The organism is Flavobacterium soyangense, from assembly GCF_015277675.1.
GTDB classification, from domain to species: domain Bacteria; phylum Bacteroidota; class Bacteroidia; order Flavobacteriales; family Flavobacteriaceae; genus Flavobacterium; species Flavobacterium soyangense.
This window is the reverse complement of record NZ_JADHEC010000032.1, coordinates 1-19,166: the sequence shown is the minus strand read 5'-3', so window position 1 is coordinate 19,166 and position 19,166 is coordinate 1. Positions and strand designations below refer to the sequence as shown.

Here is a 19,166-nt window from a genome sequence, read left to right as displayed (position 1 = left end):
AGTATTGCAATAATCACTTTTTTCTAATTCTAAATTGAGTATAAAAGGGTGTTGTTATCATTTTGTAATATTATATCTTTATTTTTGACAAATGAAAAATTCTCTGCAAACACATATTAATCAAAACTTCCCTTTTTTAATTGGAAAAAAACTGCTTTTGGCAACTAGTGGTGGTTTGGATAGTATGGTAATGCTGGATTTATTCCATAAATTGTCCTTTGAAATCGCTATTGCCCATTGTAATTTTCAACTTCGGGGTATAGAAAGTTTTGAAGATCAATATTTCGTCGAGAACTATGCTGAGATTAATAATATTGAACTATTTGCAACTCAATTTGACACCGAAGCTTTTGCTGAAGATTATAAACTTTCTACACAAGTCGCCGCTCGTGAGTTGCGATATAGCTGGTTTTACGAACTATTGGAAAGTAAGAATTTCGATTATATTCTTACAGCTCATCACGCTGATGATAATTTAGAAACCTTTCTTATTAATTTTGTTCGAGGTACAGGATTAGCTGGTCTAACTGGAATTCCTGCTCAAAACGATAAAATAATTCGTCCACTTTTAATTTTTTCCCGTCAGGAAATTGAATATTATGCCAAGAAAAATAGTATTAAATGGAGAGAAGACAGCAGCAATGAATCGGACAAATACCTGCGAAATAAAATCAGGCATAATTTGGTTCCAATATTGAAAGAATTAAATCCTGATTTCCTTTCCTCCTTTCAAAAAACACAAAAATATCTGCAAGAATCCAAAACTATGGCCGAAGATGCATCGATTATGATTTATCAGCAAGTGGCAAAGGAAAATGGTGAAGATATTCATTTTGATTTGAATCAATTGAAAAAATTGCCCAATTTTAGATCCTATTTGTATCAATGGCTAAGCGAATTTGGTTTTTCGGCCTGGGATGATATCTATGATTTAGTTGAAAGTCAATCCGGAAAACAAGTATTTTCAAATGAATTTCGGTTGTTAAAAAATAGAGATTTTCTAATTTTGAGTCCAATAAATTTTGTGGATGAAAATGAAGAATATTTTATCAATAAAAACCAAAAAGAAGTTAAAGTTCCCTTAAATCTTTCGTTTTGTAAGGTAAATGACATAACCAAAGAATCAAATACAACTATATTTGTTGACGAAGATAAGCTTTGGTTTCCCTTGGTTTTGCGTCGTTGGAAAGAAGGCGATACTTTTCGACCTTTTGGAATGGAAGGAAAATCAAAAAAAGTGAGCAAATTTTTTAAAGACGAAAAAATGTCTTTAATGGAAAAAGAAAATGTGTGGCTTTTATGTTCTGATAACCAAATTGTTTGGATTCTCGGAATCAGACAGGATGAGAATTTTAAAATAAGAAACACAACAAAAAATATACTTAAAATACAATTGGAATAATGAAGAAAATAATTTTTTTATTACTAGCTTTTTTGGCTTTGGCCAAAGGAAATTCGCAAATTCTTGATCCAGTAAAATGGACTACAAAAATCGAAAAAAAATCTGAAAATAACTATGTACTTACCTTTAATGGCGTTATAGAAAATGATTGGCATATGTATTCCCAATTCACTCCTGACGGAGGACCATTGCCGTTAGAAGTAATTTTTAAGAACCAAAAAGGAAATTTCAATTTGGTAGGCAAAGCCAAAGAAGGAAAAACCACTACTGCTTACAATGATGTTTTTGGTGTAAACGAAACTTTCTTTGTGAAAAACGCACAAATTCAACAAGAGATTACTTTAACCAATCCAAAGATTTCAAAAATTGATGTTGCCTTAAATTATCAGGTTTGCAAAGATGCTTGTATCAATTTAGAGAAAAAATTTAGTTTTGTTATTCCATCCGTTTCTAAGACAGAAACTGAAACTATTAAAATTGATACTTCAAAAATTATCACCACAACTTCAAAACCAGAAGAAATTAAAGAAACTGTTACTGCTGTTTCAAAAGCACAAAATGCTCATTCTAAACCAGAAAAGCAAAAAGGGTTGTGGTCAATATTTTTTATTGCTTTCTTCTCTGGTTTTGCAGCTTTGTTAACACCTTGCGTTTTCCCGATGATTCCTATGACGGTAAGCTTTTTTACTAAACAAAGTAAAACGAGAGCAACGGGAATTGCAAATGCCATTTTTTATGGTCTTTCAATAATATTTATTTATGTGGCTTTAGGAATGACTATAACTGGAATTTTTGGAGCGGATGCTTTGAATGTTTTATCTACGGGGGTTTTATTCAATATTATTTTCTTTGTAGTTTTAGTGGTTTTTGCCTTTTCATTTCTTGGAGCTTTCGAAATTATGCTACCAAATTCTTGGGCCAATAAATTAGACAAACAGGCCGGAAAGACAGGAATTATTGCAATTTTCTTTATGGCTTTAGTTTTGGCAATTGTTTCTTTTTCTTGTACTGGACCCATCGTAGGAACATTACTCGTTCAAGCTGCTTCTCAGGGTGGAATTGCTCCAATTATAGGAATGTTAGGTTTTTCATCAGCTATTGCAATACCATTTATGTTGTTTGCCATATTTCCTACTTGGTTGCATTCTTTGCCAAAATCTGGTGGTTGGATGAATTCCGTTAAAGTTTCTTTAGGATTTTTGGAATTGGCTTTGGCATTTAAATTTTTGTCGAATGCGGATTTAGTTTTGCAATTGCATTTATTGGAAAGAGAAGTGTTTTTAGCTATTTGGATTGCAATTTTTGGAACGTTTTCACTTTATTTATTAGGGAAAATCAGTATGCCTCACGACAGTCCGTTAGAGCATATTTCAGTTGGAAGATTATCTTTGGGATTAGTAGTTTTATCTTTTACCATTTATATGATTCCTGGTCTTTGGGGAGCGCCGTTGAAATTGATAAATGCTTTTCCGCCTCCAATGGAATATAGCGAAAGTCCGCTTGGATTCAGTGGTTCAGGAAATAATACCTCGACAGCAATTTTGCCGGATGGAGCAAAACTTGGACCTCATCAAATAGTGGTTTTTAATGATTATGATAAAGGTTTGGCTTATGCCAAAACTGTAAATAAACCAATAATGCTTGATTTTACAGGCTATGCTTGTGTTAATTGTAGAAAAATGGAAAATAATGTTTGGTCTGACGCACGTGTTTTATCAATTTTAAAGAATGATGTTGTACTCATTTCTTTATATGTTGACGACAAGCGCGATTTACCAAAAAATGAACAATTTATTTCTAAAACTACCGGCTCTGATATTGAAACAATTGGAGATAAATGGGCTGATTATATGATTTCTAAATATAAAACAAATACCCAGCCATTGTATGTCCTGACTGACTTAAACGGAAATAGCCTGAATCAAATAACGCCAACGATAAGTTACACAGGTGTTGACGAATATGAAAGTTGGTTAAAAACCGGAATCTCCAAGTTTAAAAAATAATTTAAAGCTTCCAGCCTTTTCAAGGCTGAAAGCTTTAAGAAAAAATTCTTAATCCTCCATTTTACTTAAAATCGTTCTCAAGGTTTCCACAAGAAAAATTGCGTTTTCTTTGGTAAAGCACATTGGCGGTTTTATTTTAAGAATATTGTAATAATCGCCCGTTGGGTAAATAATTATTCCTCGTTGTTTCATCGCTTCCGAAATCCATAATGCCTTTTGGCTGTCTGGTTTTCTTGATTTTTTATCGGTTACCAAGTCAACTCCCAAATACATTGCATGACCATAAACGGCTCCTACGCTTTCGAATTCGTCGATTAATTTTTCTAATTCCTGTTTGAGAAAATTCCCGACAATTGCAGCATTTTCCTGAAGTTTTTCTTCTTCAATGACATCTAAAACGGCATTTGCAATTTGGCAAGAAACTGGGTTTCCTGCAAAAGTGTTGAAATAGGTGTACTTTTTTCGATAGGCATCGGCAATTTTTTGAGTTGTTATTACTGCCGAAATTGGATGTCCATTTCCCATTGGTTTTCCCAAAGTTACAATATCTGGAAGGACTCCTTCTTTTTGAAAGCCCCAGAAATGGCTTCCCATTCGACCAAAACCAATTTGGACTTCATCAGCAATGCAAACACCTCCTGCGTTGTGAACGTGTTCGTAAACTTTTTTCAAATACTCTTTTGGCATTTCGACTCCTCCTCCAGAACCCAATAAAGATTCCGAAATAAAAGCCGCAATTCCTCGTCCTTGTGAATGAATATAATTTATTTTATCCAAAGCATCTTGTGCATAAAGTTCAGAAAGATTAGGAGTTTTGGCAATATATTTCCCTCTAAAAGTATTGGGTTGTATTAATGGATGTGTGAAAGGCCGAACGCTTTTTGAAGCCGTTGGATTGTCCATTAAATTCGTGCTGATTTCATCAACGGCAGTTGTATTTCCGTGATATTCGCCATCAATTACCAAAACATCATTCTGATTGGTGTAGGCTCTGGCTAATCGTAGAGCCAAATCATTAGCTTCACTTCCGGTGCAGGTATAAAAAATAACTTGCAAGGATTCAGGGAAATATTTCAACAATCTCTCGGCATAATCAATGTTGTCTTCGTATAAAAAGCGAGCATTAGTATTGAGTTTTTTTAGTTGTTTTGTAGCAGCATCAACTACTTTTGGATGAGAATGGCCTATATGCGCCACGTTATTTATGGCATCTAAATAGACACGACCATCATCGGCAATAAGATATTGCTGCCAGCCTCTTACCAAATTCATAGGTTCTTGATAATAATATTCCTGTGCTTGTTGGATTACTTTTGCTCTGCGATTTTCTAGGGTTTCTGTTTCGTTATTGTTTTTTGTGATTTTTGATTCTATTCCCAAAAATGAAGATGGATTTGGACATAAAATCTCCCAGCCAATACTTTCACTTGGTAAACAATATTGTGGTGCAACTCCCGAAATATCTATTTGAATAAAAACGTGGGAAGGAAATGGGGAATTTGAATTTTCGGATGCAATTGTGCCTATATATTCGCCTTGTTTTAATGTTGTTTCTTTATTTAAAAGAGTATCAATTCCATATAAATAGACATAAAAATTGTCTGTTTTAAAAATGCATTTATCATCAATTTTTTTCACAAAAGATAAGTTAATTGGTGCATAAATTGGTTTTCCAACTGCTGCGAAAGCAAAAATTCCCAATGCAATAGTTTCACTTTCCTTTGGATTGGATTCAAAATGTTTAAGGATTGAAGTTTTGTAAACAGTTCTGCCAAAACTATTTTGTAATTGATTCTTTATGTTCTTACTGCATTGTTCTAAATTGTTCCAAGCTCCCTCATTGTATATTTCTGATGATGGGCTAATGTCAATTATTTCAAGGGTTTCATTGTTTCCAAATATTGATTTTATTTTTGTATTTTTCAAAAAAAGATGAATTTTTACATTTTCTTCAGTTTCCATTTTGCAAGCTTTTAGAAATAGGGCAGTGGCAAATTCTTCTTTTTCTGAACTGAGTTGAAGAAACATTTCACGGTCTGCAATAGCTTGTTTTCTCACATATTCATTATCTGGTTCCATTGATAACTGTCTGGCAGAAGCGCCTACAATTGTGGCCGAGCGCAACTGAATTAACGGATATAATAGCTCAATTTCCTCTTTTGTCAAAGGAAAAACTTCGTGGTAAGATTGAATCACTTCATACCCATCGGCAAATGGAGTTGGACTTCCAGTCATTGCTGATTCTAACACCATAACAGCTAATTCGCCAATTGTCCATGAAAGGCAAACATCACCAAAATCGATAATTCCCTGAATTTTTTTGCCAGAATCATCCAACAGAAGATTGTAACGAGTCAAATCGGCATGGATTACGCTTTTGCGAACTTTAGAAATAGCGGGAATTTTTGACTTCCAATTTTCCATAATAGACAAAATATTATTTTTTGTCTTTTCATCTTCTACGAAAGTAACCCAGTTTTCGAGTAAGGATGCTGATTGTTGTAAGTCCCATTGTATTGGTCGTTCCGCAGCTTCGTGAGAAAATGTAGCAAGTTGTTTTGAAAGACCTCCCACAAATTTCCCCATATTTTGCAATAAATTTTTCGAGCGAAAAGGAACGGTTGAAAGCATAGTTCCTTCCAGAAAATTTAGGACTCTCCACCAATGCGATGCGACGAAAACCATTTGTTTTCCTTCTTTGGAAAGAATTATTTTTGGTATAGCATCGGCATATAAATGTTCAACTACCTTGTTTTGAAGGTCAAGCCAATTTTCAGGCGTTTCAATATTGGCAATTTTCAATACAAATTTTTCTCCATTGGGATTTCGTACTAAAAAGTTTTGGTCGAGATAACTGTCTAATGGTTTTAAAATTTCTGTAATACCCCATTCTTTTTCTAAGACGGTTAAAGCTTCTGCTTTCGAAAAGGTTGGACAAGTTGCAATGCTCATATTGAAGTTAGTTTATCGTTAGAATACAAAATGGAACTTTGTATTTAAAACCATAAAATAAAGCATTATTTGTTTATTTTACAAATAAATAATAAAGTTTTGTATAATTTACGACATTGTACGTTTAGTTGTTTATAAAAAAGTCTGTTTGAATTAAACTTAGTAGCATTTTTTTTAATTTGTAATATTATTTTATGATTATTAATTCACCAGCTCTCAAGGAGCTATTATTGCGGCTGTTAAAACGGGGTTAACAATAAAGGATTGATTAAGAAGAATGAATTAAAAAAATAAATAGTACTTTTTGACAAATAAATACAGATTATAAACTGCAATTGTTAGTTTGTAATCTGTTCTTGGTTTTAGATGTATTTACAATTTCTTTGGCCAACAGTATGCATAAAGGCAACATTTCACTTATTTTTATCTATAATATTGTAAATTTGCATTATGAATAAAAGATATATTTTTTGTTTTAGCATAGTGCTAAGTGTTTTTATACAATTTAATACCATTGCCCAGAATTCATTTGATTCTCCAAGGCGTTGTCCGGTGGAATCACTTCCTGAACTTTTTAAAAAGAAAGATTCTGTTCTTGTATTGAAACCAAAAAAAGATAATTTTTTTCTCATTATACCCATCCTTGGTACACAACCCGCCACTGGTTTTTCGTATGGATTTGTAACTCAAAATACTTTCAAAGGGAAGAAGCTTAATGATAAGTATTCTTCCATTAATTTTGGGGCAACTTATACCGAAAAAAAGCAAATCCTTATCAATGTCAAAAACAGCGTGATGCTCAATAATAACAAGATATTTTTAAGTGGAGACTGGCGTTTTTATATTTTTTCTCAACCTAATTACGGGTTAGGAACCGATATTATTCCACCCACAAACAGAGATAAGCATTTTGATTTAGAAGCTTTAAAAGAGCCGTTGGATTATAATTATTTAAAGTTTCATCAAACGGTCTCATGGGAAATTAAAAATAATTATTATGCTGGAGCCGGAGTTCATTTAGACTGGTACACCTCAATAATTGATGAGAACCTTAATATTGCCAATGGACAATTTACGAACCATTACAATTATAGCAAAAAGTATGGCTATAATGAAAATGAATATTTTGTGAATGGATTAAGCCTTAATTTATTATATGATTCCAGAGATAATCAAATCAATACTAATCATGGAATGTTTGTCAATATCAATTATCGTTTCAACCCGGCATTGAGTAAAAATCAACATGCCAGCAACGTGCTTTTTATGGAATATCGCTATTTTTTGCCCTTGAGTAAATATAATGAACAGCATGTTTTTAGTGTATGGGCAACTGGACAGTTTGTAACAACAGGCAGAGTTCCTTACCTAAATTTACCTTCCATAGGCTGGGATCAAAGAAGCCGTAGCGGTAAAGGATATACTCAAGGATTGTTTCGCGGTCAAAAAATGGTCTATCTTGAAACTGAATATCGGTTTCCTATCAGCTGCAATCAGTTAGTCAGCGGAACTGTATTTTCAAATTTTACAACAGCTAGTGATAAAGATCGGGAGATTCGCCTTTTTCAGTATATTCAACCAGCAGTGGGCGTTGGATTACGTATTTTAATTGATAAAGCTACCCGAACTAATTTGGTTTTTAATTATGCCTGGGGGCGACATTCAAAAGCATTTTATCTTAATGCAGGAGAATCATTTTAGCTTTAAATTGTCCAGTATCGTCGTGGTTTAAGTTATTACAATGGTTATTAACCCGTTGGGTGTATTTCCACATATTCGCACCAAAATTGACTCCTTATGTTAACGATTTCAACACTTAATAAACACGTAAATTAGGATTGCTCTTTGCAATGCCTATTACTAAACTGTTGCGTAATAGCACAAGTGGAATTCTGGTGAAAAATATATGATGACCCTGTTTAGAATATTTTGTTTATCCAAAAAATTTCCTATTAGAGCTTATTTAATAATGCTTTAAAAATTAGAAACAGTATTCGTTTTCCACCACTAATTTTGTGGTAATCATTTCTCTTAAACCAATAATGTTAGGCATATTGGTGTATTTCGTGAATCGACGCAATCCCATTAACATCATACGCTGTTCATCGCCTTCTGCAAAAGAAATCACACTTTCCTTTCCTTTTTGTGTAACCACATCGACGGCTTTGTACAAGTATAATTTTGCCATCGCAATTTGTTCTTTTACGTTATCTTCCCCTTCTTTTTTGGCTAATTTTTCGGTTCTCAATAGGGTAGATTCGGCCATATAAATTTCGATTAATATATCTGCCGAGGCCATTAACAATTGTTGATGAGAATCCAAATCTGGACCGTATTTTTGTACAGCACCTCCAGCAACCATTAGGAATGCCTTTTTTAATTTGCCAATCATTTCTTTTTCTTCGGCGAATAATTCCGAATAATCAGGTGTTTCAAAAGATGGGATTCCCATTAATTCTTCCTGAACTTTCGTGGCGGGGCCAATTAAATCAACATGACCTTTGAATGCTTTTTTAATTAGCATTCCTACTGAAAGCATTCTGTTAATTTCATTCGTACCTTCATAAATACGGGCAATTCGTGCATCACGCCAGGCACTTTCCATTGGAGTGTCTTCCGAGAAACCCATTCCTCCAAAAATCTGTATTCCTTCGTCGGCACAATTTTGTATGTCTTCTGAAACAGCAACTTTTAGGATTGAACATTCTATTGCATATTCTTCGACCCCTTTTAATTCTGCTTCTTGGTGTGAAGTGCCTTCAACTTCGCGAGCCGTAATTCTATCTTCGATATCTTTGGCAGCTCTATATGTAGCACTTTCACCAGCATAACAAGAAGTTGCCATTTCGGCTAATTTTAAACGAATGGCTCCAAATTGAGAAATAGGAGTATTAAATTGCATTCTTTCGTTGGCATATTTTATAGAGTTTGTGGTTACTCTGCGTTGTGCATCAAGACATGCTGCAGCTAATTTTATACGACCAACATTCAAGGCATTCATTGCAATTTTAAATCCATTTCCTCTTTCTGAAAGCATATTTCCAACAGGAACTTTCGTGTCAGCAAAGAAAACCTGACGGGTGGAAGAAGCCCGAATTCCTAATTTGTGCTCTTCTTCACCCATTGTAATTCCATTGCTTGGGTCATTTTCTACAATAAAACCCGTAATGTTTTTATCGTCTCCAATGCGTGCAAAAACAATAAATAACGAACAAAATCCTGCGTTTGAAATCCACATTTTTCCTCCAGTTATTTTATAATGCGTCCCATCATCGGATAAAACCGCTTTTGTTTTTCCTGAATTGGCATCTGAGCCTGCACCCGGTTCGGTCAAGCAATAAGCACCAAACCATTCTCCGGAAGCGAGTTTTGGCACGTATTTTTGTTTTTGCTCTTCGGTTCCGTATAGAGTAATTGGCATTGTTCCAATTCCGGTATGAGCTCCAAAAGCTGTAGAAAAAGAACCTGTTGCTCCCGAAATATAATCGCAAACCAGGACAGTATTTACAAATCCCATTCCCATTCCGCCATAAGCTTCAGGAACTGCCACGCTTAGAAAACCTAAATCACCGGCTTTTCGCATAGTTTCCTCTGTTAAAGCATAATCCTTCTTCTCGAAACGGCTTTTGTTGGGCCAAATTTCTTTGTCCACAAACTCCTTAACCGAGTCGCGCATCATTATTTGTTCTTCATTGAAGTCTTCGGGTGTGAAGATGTCTTCGCATTTTGTTTCTTTTACGATGAATTGTCCACCGCGTGTTTTATCGCTCATTTTTTTTAATTTTAGATTATAGAGAATAGAATAAAGAATAAAGATTTGAATAGTTTAAAAAGACTTTATTTTAATCCATTTTGAAAACCCATTGTCATTCTTTGAAATTCTTCGATTTTATTTTCTAAAGTTTTATAAGTTTCTTCATTAATATATTTTCTATGTTTTGTAACTATATGTTGTGTAATTAATTCAAAAGAAGATCCAAGAGAAATATCAATAAAATGGCTAAAAGATTTATCAGTTCTTGATGAACCTTCTGCAATATTACTTGGAATAGAAACAGAATATCTACTTAATTGCGAACTTAAATCATATATCTCGTGCCTAGGAAATTCTAGAAGAATATCAGAAATATCATTTGTGATTTCTATTACAAGTTGCCAAATTTTCAAGTTTTTATAATTATGACACATATTTCTTTTTTAAGTCTATATTCTCTTCTCTATATTCTATTTTCTTCTAAAGCAATTCATAAATTCCCGCACTTCCTTGTCCGGTTCCCACACACATTGAAACTATTCCATATTTGTTTCCACGCCTTTTCATTTCATCAAACAATTGAACCGATAATTTTGCACCTGTACAACCCAAAGGATGTCCTAGAGCGATTGCTCCACCATTAACATTCACTATTTCTGGATTTATATTTAATTCTCGAATTACCGCCAATGATTGAGATGCAAATGCTTCGTTCAATTCGATTAAATCAATATCTTTCAATTGCAAACCAGCTTGTTTTAAAGCTTTTGGAATGGCTTTTACGGGGCCAATTCCCATAATTCTTGGTTCGACTCCTGCTGAAGCGAAGTTGACCAAACGAGCAATAGGAGTGAGGTTTAATTCTTTGACCATTTCTTCACTCATAATCAAAACAAAAGCGGCACCATCGCTCATTTGTGAAGAATTCCCGGCGGTTACACTTCCATCAGCTGCAAAAACCGGTCTTAATCCGGCTAAGGCTTCTATCGAAGTTCCGGCTCTGGGACCTTCGTCTTTATTTACGACATAGGATTTGGTTTCTTTCTTGCCATTTTCATTAATAAAAGTTTGCTCGATAGTTATCGGAACAATTTGTTTGTCAAATTTACCTTCTGTTTGGGCTTTCAAGGCTTTCATATGTGATTGATAAGCGAACTCATCTTGATTGGCTCTTGAAATGTTATACTGTTTGGCCACGGCCTCAGAAGTCAATCCCATTCCCCAATAATAATCTTCGTGACCAGCTGCTGCGACTGCATAATCCGGCGAAGGTTTGTAGCCGCCCATCGGGATAAAACTCATACTCTCAACTCCACCTGCAATAATACAATCCGCCATTCCGGATTGGATTTTGGCTGTGGCCATCCCGATGGTTTCTATACCCGAAGCACAATATCTATTGACGGTTACGCCTGGAACTTCTTCGATTTTTAACCCCATCAAGGAAATTAGCCGAGCAACATTCAATCCCTGTTCGGCTTCCGGCATTGCGTTACCCACCATTACGTCGTCGATGCGTTTCTTGTCGAAATCCGGCAGTTCATTCATCATAAACTGGATGGTTTCTGCCGCCAATTCGTCCGGGCGTTTGAATCTAAATACACCTTTTGGGGCTTTTCCAACGGCGGTTCTGTAAGCTTTTACTATATAGGCTGTTTTCATAATTTTTATTTTATATCAAAGTCATAGAATTTTCTGTTGTTTTTTATATCAAGATTATTATTATCAAATAAAAAATTGTTTTCTTTATTTAATTTTAAGCCATTTTTCAATTCTCGATGAACATTTAACATATTAAAAAATGTGCTTTCAAATTGTTGTTGAGTTATTAATTCTTTTTGAATTTTTAGTTCTTTTCTTTGCGATGAATATGTTTTATAAACTAAAATCAACGTAACAAATCCTATTATTGTTCCTAAAACTCCACCAAGATAACTTCCAAAATTCCCGTAAATTTCATAATATTTTGTTGTTTTGGCATCAATAAATATTGAATTAAAAAGATTATTGTAATAATCAGCAAGCCATATGAAAATTAGTATAATTATAATTGAAAGTGTTATTTGTTGCCAATGTTTTTTCTTCATTTTTTATTTAAAATTTTTTAATTGCCTCGTAGAGGCACACTGATTGTAGCATTAAATGCGTATTTGTTGGGAAGCTCCGTAGGAGCGACCTGTTTGTTATCCAACCCATTCAAACAAATATTTAGAATCATACTCGATTCCAAATTTTTCTAAAAATTGTAAGTATTCGTCTTTAAATGTTTCTTTTTTGTGATGTTCTTCCTGATTTAGAATGTATTTTATGACATTATCCATATTACTTTTTGAATAGGAAAATGCTCCATATCCTTCTTGCCAATTAAACTTTCCATCGATCCATTTGCTATCATTAATAAATTTTGAAGAACCTGCTTTTATATCTCTTATCAAATCTGATATTGAAATGTTTGGTTTCAATCCTACCAAAATATGAACATGGTCTGGCATTGCAAAAATGGACAATAGTTTTTGTTCTCTATTTTTAATTATCCCAGCTATGAATTTATGTAATTCTTCACGGTTTTCTTTTGTAATCAGGTTTTCTCTTCCTTTTACAGCAAAAACAATTTGAATATAAATTTGTGAATAGGTATTTGCCATTTATTAATTTTATACAGGTCGCTCCTAAGGAGCTAAACCAAAATTATATTATCGTTTCTACAAACAGTTGACCTCTATGAGGTCTTTAATTTCTCAAGGGTTTCCCTTTGGTTAACATAAATTGGATGCGTTCCAATGTTTTTCTTTCTGTACAAAGCGACAAAAAGGCTTCTCTTTCAATATCTAATAAATATTGCTCACTTACCAATGTTGGTTCGGATAAATCGCCACCGGCCATGACATAAGCCAGTTTGTTGGCGATTTTTTTGTCGTGTTCCGAGATGTATTTTCCGGCTTCCATTTGGTCAGTTCCTACTAAGAACATTCCCAAGGCTTGTTTCCCTAAAACTTTTACATCGTTTCTGCGAATAGGTTGGGTATAACCGGCTTCTGCCATTAGCAAAGCGTGTTTTTTGGCTTCGGCAATTTGGCGGTCTTTGTTGACCACGACAACATCTTTTCCGTGTTGTAAAATTCCTAAATCAAAGGCTTCATGAGCAGAAGTCGAAACTTTGGCCATAGCCACAGTCAGGAAATATTCTTGCAGAACATTCAATTCCACATCGTTTTTACGGAATAAATCCGAAGCTCGTAACGCCATTTCTTTCGATCCGCCACCTCCAGGAATTACTCCAACACCAAATTCAACCAATCCAATGTAGGTTTCTGCAGCAGCAACCACTTTATCAGCGTGCATGCTCATTTCGCAACCGCCCCCTAAAGTCATTCCGTGTGGCGCAACGATTACCGGAATTCCGGAATAACGTACTCGCATCATCGTATCCTGGAACATTTTGATGGCCATATTCAGTTCTTCATATTCTTGTTCGACAGCCATCATGAATATCATCCCGATATTTGCACCTACAGAGAAATTTGCTCCTTGGTTTCCGATAACCAAACCTTGGTATTCCTTTTCGGATAAATCAATGGCTTTATTAATGGCTTGCAAAACGTCGCCACCAATGGTATTCATTTTCGACTGGAATTCTAAATTCAAAATTCCGTCACCTAAATCCTGGATAATGGCTCCGCTGTTGCTCCAAACTTTTTTGCTTTCGCGAATGTTGTTCAGGATGATAAAAGCGTCTTGTCCAGGCACTTTAGTTTGTGTTTTGTTTGGAATATTATAGAAATAAGTAGCTCCTTCTTTAATGGAATAAAAACTTGAACTACCTGATGCTAACATCTCACTAACCCAGGCAGGTGGAACCAAGCCTTCGTCCTTAATCATTTCGATTCCTTTTGCAACTCCAATGGCATCCCAGATTTCGAAAGGACCATTTTCCCAACCGAAACCGGCTTTCATCGCATCGTCTATTTTGTATAATTCGTCTGATATTTCAGGAATTCTGTTGGAAACATAAGCGAACATTCCGGCGAAACTTCGTCTGTAAAATTCTCCTGCTTTGTCTTTTCCTTTTACCAGAACACTGAAACGATTGATGGGTTTATCAATGGTTTTTGTGAGTTCCAAAGTAGCAAACGAAGCTTTTTTGGCAGTGCGATATTCCAATGTATCCAAGTCCAAAGACAGAATATCTCTTCCTACTTTTTTATAAAAACCTTGGCCTGTTTTGCTTCCGAGCCATTTGTTTTCCATCATTTTGCTGATGAAATCAGGTAATTTGAAAAGTTCATGTTGTTCGTCTTTAGGGCAGTTTTCGTAAATTCCGTTGGCAACGTGAACCAAAGTATCCAATCCAACTACATCTACCGTTCTGAAAGTTGCCGATTTGGGTCTTCCAATTACAGGTCCTGTGAGTTTATCAACTTCTTCAATGGTCAATCCTAATTCTTTTACCAAATGGAACAAGCTTTGGATTCCGAAAATTCCGATTCTGTTTCCAATGAAAGCCGGAGTATCTTTGGCAACGACCGAAGTTTTGCCCAAGAACTTCTCTCCATATATAGTAAGGAAATCCAGCACTTCGGTTGAAGTTTGTGGTCCGGGAATGATTTCGAACAACTTTAAATAACGCGCTGGGTTGAAAAAGTGAGTTCCGCAGAAGTGCTTTTGGAAATCGTCACTTCGTCCTTCGCTCATAAAATGAATGGGAATTCCGGAGGTATTTGAGGTAATCAAAGTGCCAGGTGTACGGTATTTTTCGATTTGCTCGAACACCAGTTTCTTGATGTCTAAACGTTCCACAACAACCTCTATAATCCAATCGACATTGGCAATTTTTGCCATGTCGTCTGTGGTGTTTCCAGTTGTAATTCGACTGGCAAATTTTTGGTGATAAATAGGAGAGGGTTTTGATTTTAATGCATTTTGGAAATGTTCGTTGACCAAGCGGTTGCGAACTATTTTGCTTTCTAATGTCAACCCTTTTTTGGTTTCGACTTCAGTGAGTTCTCTTGGAACAATATCCAAAAGCAGCACTTCAACCCCAATGTTTGCAAAATGACAAGCAATTCCCGAACCCATAATTCCGGATCCGATAACTGCTACTTTTTTAATTGCTCTTTTCATTTTTTTATTTTGGATTATAATTTTAGATATTGAATATTTTCTTTTCGGAAATTAATTCGTTGATTATTTCTGAAACTTCAATAAAATTTTGAAGTTTTTCTGGAGATACATTTTGTTTTACTGCTTCGTTGAATTTTAAAACAGTCGATTTAGATAATTCTCTTTTTTCTTTTCCGGATTCAGTTAAATAAATTAAAACTCCTCGACCATCATCCGGATTTTTTTTTCGGATTATTAATCCTTTTTCTTCCATTGATTTCAAGGTTCTGGTTAAGCTTGTGGCTTCCATTCCCATTCTTGGACCTAGTGTTGTTGAAGGAGTTCCATTTTCTTTGTCTATACTCAATAGAGCAAAGCCGGTTGCCATTGTTGCTCCATATTTTGCTGCTTCCTCATTATACATTCTGGCAACAGCTTGCCATGTGGCACGAAGTATATAGTCTATAGTTTTGTCTTTCATATTTTGCACAATTAATTTACATCTGTTTTTTTATACGATGTTTTTTAACGACAACGTTATAGTTTATGATTTCAAAGATAATTAAAAATACTATGCATGCATAATAATTTACGTTATTTATATATTTTTTTTAAGGCATAAAAAAACTCCTCAATTAATTGAAGAGTTAAAAAAAGTATTGTTAATTATTAACTATTTAATTAATGATAATGTTGATAAGATAAATTGTCTAAATTCTAAAAATCAGCTTTAACAAAAAACCCCTCGGAAACGGGAGGGGTTTAAATAGTTTAGTTTTTGTCGTAAATTTTATTAAATAAATCAATATACTTTTCCATTACTATTTTTCGTTTCAGTTTTAGAGTAGGAGTGAGATGACCACCAGTAATTGACCAAATATCCGGTGTTAATTCAAAACGTTTTATTTTTTCCCAATTCCCAAATTTCTCATTCAAAATATCTACTTCTTCCTGAATTCGTTCAATAACTTTTGGATTTGCAATAATTTCTTCATTGGTTGAATCTACTGTAATTCCATGTAATTTTTCCCATTCTCTGACAAATTCAAAATTGGGCTGAATGAAAGCCGCCGGCATTTTTTGTCCATCACCAATGACCATAATTTGTTCAATAAAACGAGATTGTTTCATTGCATTTTCCAGTAATTGTGGCGAAATATATTTACCTCCTGAAGTTTTAAACATTTCTTTCTTTCGATCCGTAATTTTAAGGAAACCTTCGCTGTCAAATTCACCTATATCTCCTGTGTGGAAATATCCGTCTCGAACTGCTTCATTTGTCAAAGCCTCATCTTTATAATAGCCCATCATTACATTAGGCCCTTTACAAAGAATTTCTCCGTCTTCGGCAATTTTTACTTCTACGTTATCAATTACTTTGCCTACTGTTCCTACTTTAAAACCGTGATTTCTCATGTCATTTACAGAGATTACAGGCGAGGTTTCAGTTAATCCATATCCTTCCATTACAGGGATTTCTGCGGCTGCGAAAACTCTGGCTAGTCTTGGCTGTAAAGCTGCACTTCCTGAAACCATTAAATCTAATTTTCCACCTAAACCTGCTTTCCATTTGCTGAAGATGAGTTTTCTTGCTATTTTTAATTGAAATTCATACCAAAATCCATTGGCTCCATAAGGTTCATATCTCAACCCCAAATCTATAGCCCAGAAAAATAACTTTCTCTTAATTCCTTTGAGTTGCAATCCTTTTGAATAGATTTTGTCATACACTTTTTCAAGAAGCCTAGGAACTGCTGACATTACAGTTGGTTTTACTTCATTTATATTTTCACTGATTTTGTCTATTGATTCTCCAAAATAAATTGAAACACCATAATACTGGTATAAATATAAAATCATTCTTTCAAAAATATGGCAAACCGGCAAGAAGCTCAAACCACGACTTTTTCCCTTTTCGAAAGGAATTCTTGAAGCACTATCCAATACATTAGACACGATATTTTTATGTGAAAGCATAACACCTTTTGGTTTTCCGGTTGTTCCGGAAGTATAGATTATGGTGGCTAAATCTTCAGTTTTAACATTGTTTTTCCTTTCCTCTACAACATTTTGATTGCTCTTGTCTTCGCCAAAAACCAGCAATTCTTTCCAATTTTTGCAACCTTTAATTTCATCAAAAGAATATACTTCCTTAAGATTGGGTAGATTTGGTTTTATTAAATTTACTTTTCGCAACACTTCTTCATCAGACACAAAACAGTAGATGGAACCGGAATGATTGATTATGTATTCGTAATCAGCCTCAGAAATAGTGGGATAAATAGGGATATTTTGCGCACCAGTTTGTAAAATTCCAATGTCCATAATATTCCATTCGGTTCTATTATTGGAAGAAATTAGTGCGATTTTATCATTTTTTTGGATTCCCATTCGCAACAATGCTCTTGAAACGGCATTGGCTTTTGCAATATATTCTTCGGTCGAAGTTTTTACCCAGACTCCATTATATTTGGTAACCAAAGCATCTGGAATGTTATAATGCTCTAATTGATAATATGGAAAATCAAATAATCGGGTGATTGATGTCATTAGGGAAAGTATTAATTTATCGCAAATTAGTAAAAATTATGAATTATTTGATTTTAATTTAAAAAAAGGAGTTTTTATTAGCAATTTATTTAATCGAATACTATTTATTTATCGAATGAGTATGCTTTGAACTCAAAGGTAATTATTTGTCCAATAATCTTCTATGATAGTTTATTTGTCCAAGATGATAACTTAAATGTGTTGCAAGATGAACTAAAAAAAACGCTGTAGACATTTTATCTTTAAAAACTATTATTGGATATTCAGCTTCTAGATCCTGATTATTCAAATTGCGAATTGAATTGTTGACAACAAGAATCGTTTCTTCAATTTTCTTTATTAATTCTGATTTTGAAATGTCTTTTAATGAAAATTCGAGTTCTCTATTTCTAATATAATTAGTCTTTCCAATTGTTGCACCAATATAAGTATTAAGATTGCCAATTATATGTAAGCAAATATTTCCAGCTGAATTAGAAATTTCCTTATCAACAATCCAAATTGATTTTTCGTCTTGATACAATTCAATTTCTATTTTTAAGCGATTAAGGTCTCTAGTAAACAATGTTTCTAGTGTTTTTGTTAGCATGCTTTAATAGTTTTAATTTTTATAAATATTCTTTTTTAAATTGATGAACTATTAGCTTAACTAATTTACATAATCTTTCACTCTTTCACCCATAATATACATTTTATTCGTGTTGAAATGAATCGAAAATTCTACCTTTTTCCAATCATTATTTTTATCTAATTCTGGATTAATTAAATTGTCTTTACTTTTATACCAAATAGAATATGCAGCACTGTCAAAACCTTCTTTGAATCTTAAGAATCCATCTTCAGTACATTCCAAACCCCAAGTAATTTCTTTTTTTGACAAATCTTTACTCTGAAAAATTCCTGTCCCATCAAGATTTAATACTACTATAGGTTCTGATATATTTTCGTATTGATACGTTCCGGCAACTGGATAATCTATTGTTGTAGTGATATAATGTTCTTGATTTTGAGTTATAATTTTGGTAATTTTAGCATGGGCAAATGATTGTGTAATGCACAAAATTAGCGTTGCGAAAAATAACTTAACAATTTTCATAAATATTTTTTTTTGAATCACGAATATATAAAAAAGAAGCGGTTTATGATTAGAGATATAATTTCACTTTAAAAGTTTTTCGTAATATTACTTCTTAAACTACTTAACCTCTGGAAAACCTCAAGATATATGAAAACTAATATTATTTTAAGCAATTTTAAAATGAGTAAAATGATAATTATAATAATTTTAACCCGTTGGGTGTAATTAAACTATTTGTGTTTTAATATTGTTTATTGGTCTTTCAAAAATAAATCTATTGATGAATTGAACCAAAGTTAAAGCTGTTATTTTAGCTAAAATTCT

Annotated in this window: 14 protein-coding genes and 1 pseudogene; 3 read left to right on the top strand and 12 right to left on the bottom strand. The window is 33.9% G+C overall.

The annotated features are described in order from the left end of the window. The first annotated feature begins 91 nt into the window (after window positions 1–91). Both tilS and IR213_RS12850 read left to right on the top strand, forming a co-directional pair. Window positions 92–1,402 (top strand): tRNA lysidine(34) synthetase TilS, encoded by a 1,311-nt coding sequence (tilS, locus tag IR213_RS12855; protein ID WP_194312712.1) that lies wholly within the window; start codon window positions 92–94, stop codon window positions 1,400–1,402. Further along, on the top strand, window positions 1,402–3,408 hold the full coding sequence (locus tag IR213_RS12850) for a protein-disulfide reductase DsbD family protein (RefSeq protein WP_194312711.1): 2,007 nt from the start codon (window positions 1,402–1,404) through the stop codon (window positions 3,406–3,408). The genes tilS and IR213_RS12850 overlap by 1 nt, the downstream gene beginning before the upstream one ends. A 48-nt stretch (window positions 3,409–3,456) precedes the next feature. On the opposite strand, the gene IR213_RS12845 is transcribed toward IR213_RS12850, so the two are convergent. Next, window positions 3,457–6,360 (bottom strand): aminotransferase class III-fold pyridoxal phosphate-dependent enzyme, encoded by a 2,904-nt coding sequence (locus tag IR213_RS12845; protein ID WP_194312710.1) that lies wholly within the window; start codon window positions 6,358–6,360, stop codon window positions 3,457–3,459. A 450-nt stretch (window positions 6,361–6,810) separates the two neighbouring features. Between IR213_RS12845 and IR213_RS12840 the strand changes: the two genes are divergently transcribed. After that, on the top strand, window positions 6,811–8,061 hold the full coding sequence (locus IR213_RS12840; protein WP_194312709.1) for a BamA/TamA family outer membrane protein: 1,251 nt from the start codon (window positions 6,811–6,813) through the stop codon (window positions 8,059–8,061). Between the two features lie 280 nt (window positions 8,062–8,341). Here IR213_RS12840 and IR213_RS12835 read toward each other — a convergent pair whose 3' ends face one another. From IR213_RS12835 to IR213_RS12785, 11 genes and pseudogenes are all read right to left on the bottom strand, one after another. Then, entirely contained in the window at window positions 8,342–10,132 is a 1,791-nt protein-coding gene (locus IR213_RS12835; protein ID WP_194312708.1) for an acyl-CoA dehydrogenase family protein, read from the bottom strand. Window positions 10,133–10,197: 65 nt separating this feature from the next. Continuing rightward, window positions 10,198–10,548 carry a four helix bundle protein gene (locus IR213_RS12830; RefSeq protein ID WP_194312707.1) on the bottom strand — a complete coding sequence of 117 codons (351 nt, stop codon included), beginning with the start codon at window positions 10,546–10,548 and terminating at the stop codon, window positions 10,198–10,200. Window positions 10,549–10,594: 46 nt separating this feature from the next. Continuing rightward, window positions 10,595–11,776: an acetyl-CoA C-acyltransferase gene (locus tag IR213_RS12825; RefSeq protein WP_194312706.1), complete on the bottom strand. Its 1,182-nt coding sequence runs from the start codon at window positions 11,774–11,776 to the stop codon at window positions 10,595–10,597. A 5-nt stretch (window positions 11,777–11,781) separates the two neighbouring features. Then, complete coding sequence (locus tag IR213_RS12820; protein WP_194312705.1) at window positions 11,782–12,201, bottom strand: hypothetical protein; 420 nt, start codon at window positions 12,199–12,201, stop codon at window positions 11,782–11,784. Window positions 12,202–12,297: 96 nt separating this feature from the next. Beyond that, window positions 12,298–12,759: an IS200/IS605 family transposase gene (tnpA, locus tag IR213_RS12815; RefSeq protein WP_194312704.1), complete on the bottom strand. Its 462-nt coding sequence runs from the start codon at window positions 12,757–12,759 to the stop codon at window positions 12,298–12,300. Window positions 12,760–12,844: 85 nt separating this feature from the next. Beyond that, entirely contained in the window at window positions 12,845–15,235 is a 2,391-nt protein-coding gene (locus tag IR213_RS12810; protein WP_194312703.1) for a 3-hydroxyacyl-CoA dehydrogenase/enoyl-CoA hydratase family protein, read from the bottom strand. A 22-nt stretch (window positions 15,236–15,257) separates the two neighbouring features. After that, the gene (locus IR213_RS12805) at window positions 15,258–15,695 is read right to left on the bottom strand and encodes a MarR family winged helix-turn-helix transcriptional regulator (protein ID WP_194312702.1); all 438 of its coding nucleotides are present in this window, start codon (window positions 15,693–15,695) and stop codon (window positions 15,258–15,260) included. A 290-nt stretch (window positions 15,696–15,985) separates the two neighbouring features. Continuing rightward, window positions 15,986–17,764 carry an AMP-dependent synthetase/ligase gene (locus IR213_RS12800; RefSeq protein WP_194312701.1) on the bottom strand — a complete coding sequence of 593 codons (1,779 nt, stop codon included), beginning with the start codon at window positions 17,762–17,764 and terminating at the stop codon, window positions 15,986–15,988. 142 nt (window positions 17,765–17,906) lie between these two features. Then, window positions 17,907–18,353, bottom strand: a complete 447-nt coding sequence (locus IR213_RS12795; RefSeq protein ID WP_194312700.1) for a DinB family protein — start codon at window positions 18,351–18,353, stop codon at window positions 17,907–17,909. A 60-nt stretch (window positions 18,354–18,413) separates the two neighbouring features. After that, complete coding sequence (locus tag IR213_RS12790; RefSeq protein WP_194312699.1) at window positions 18,414–18,860, bottom strand: hypothetical protein; 447 nt, start codon at window positions 18,858–18,860, stop codon at window positions 18,414–18,416. 207 nt (window positions 18,861–19,067) lie between these two features. Then, window positions 19,068–19,166, bottom strand: a pseudogene (locus tag IR213_RS12785) (IS982 family transposase); the annotation flags it as partial.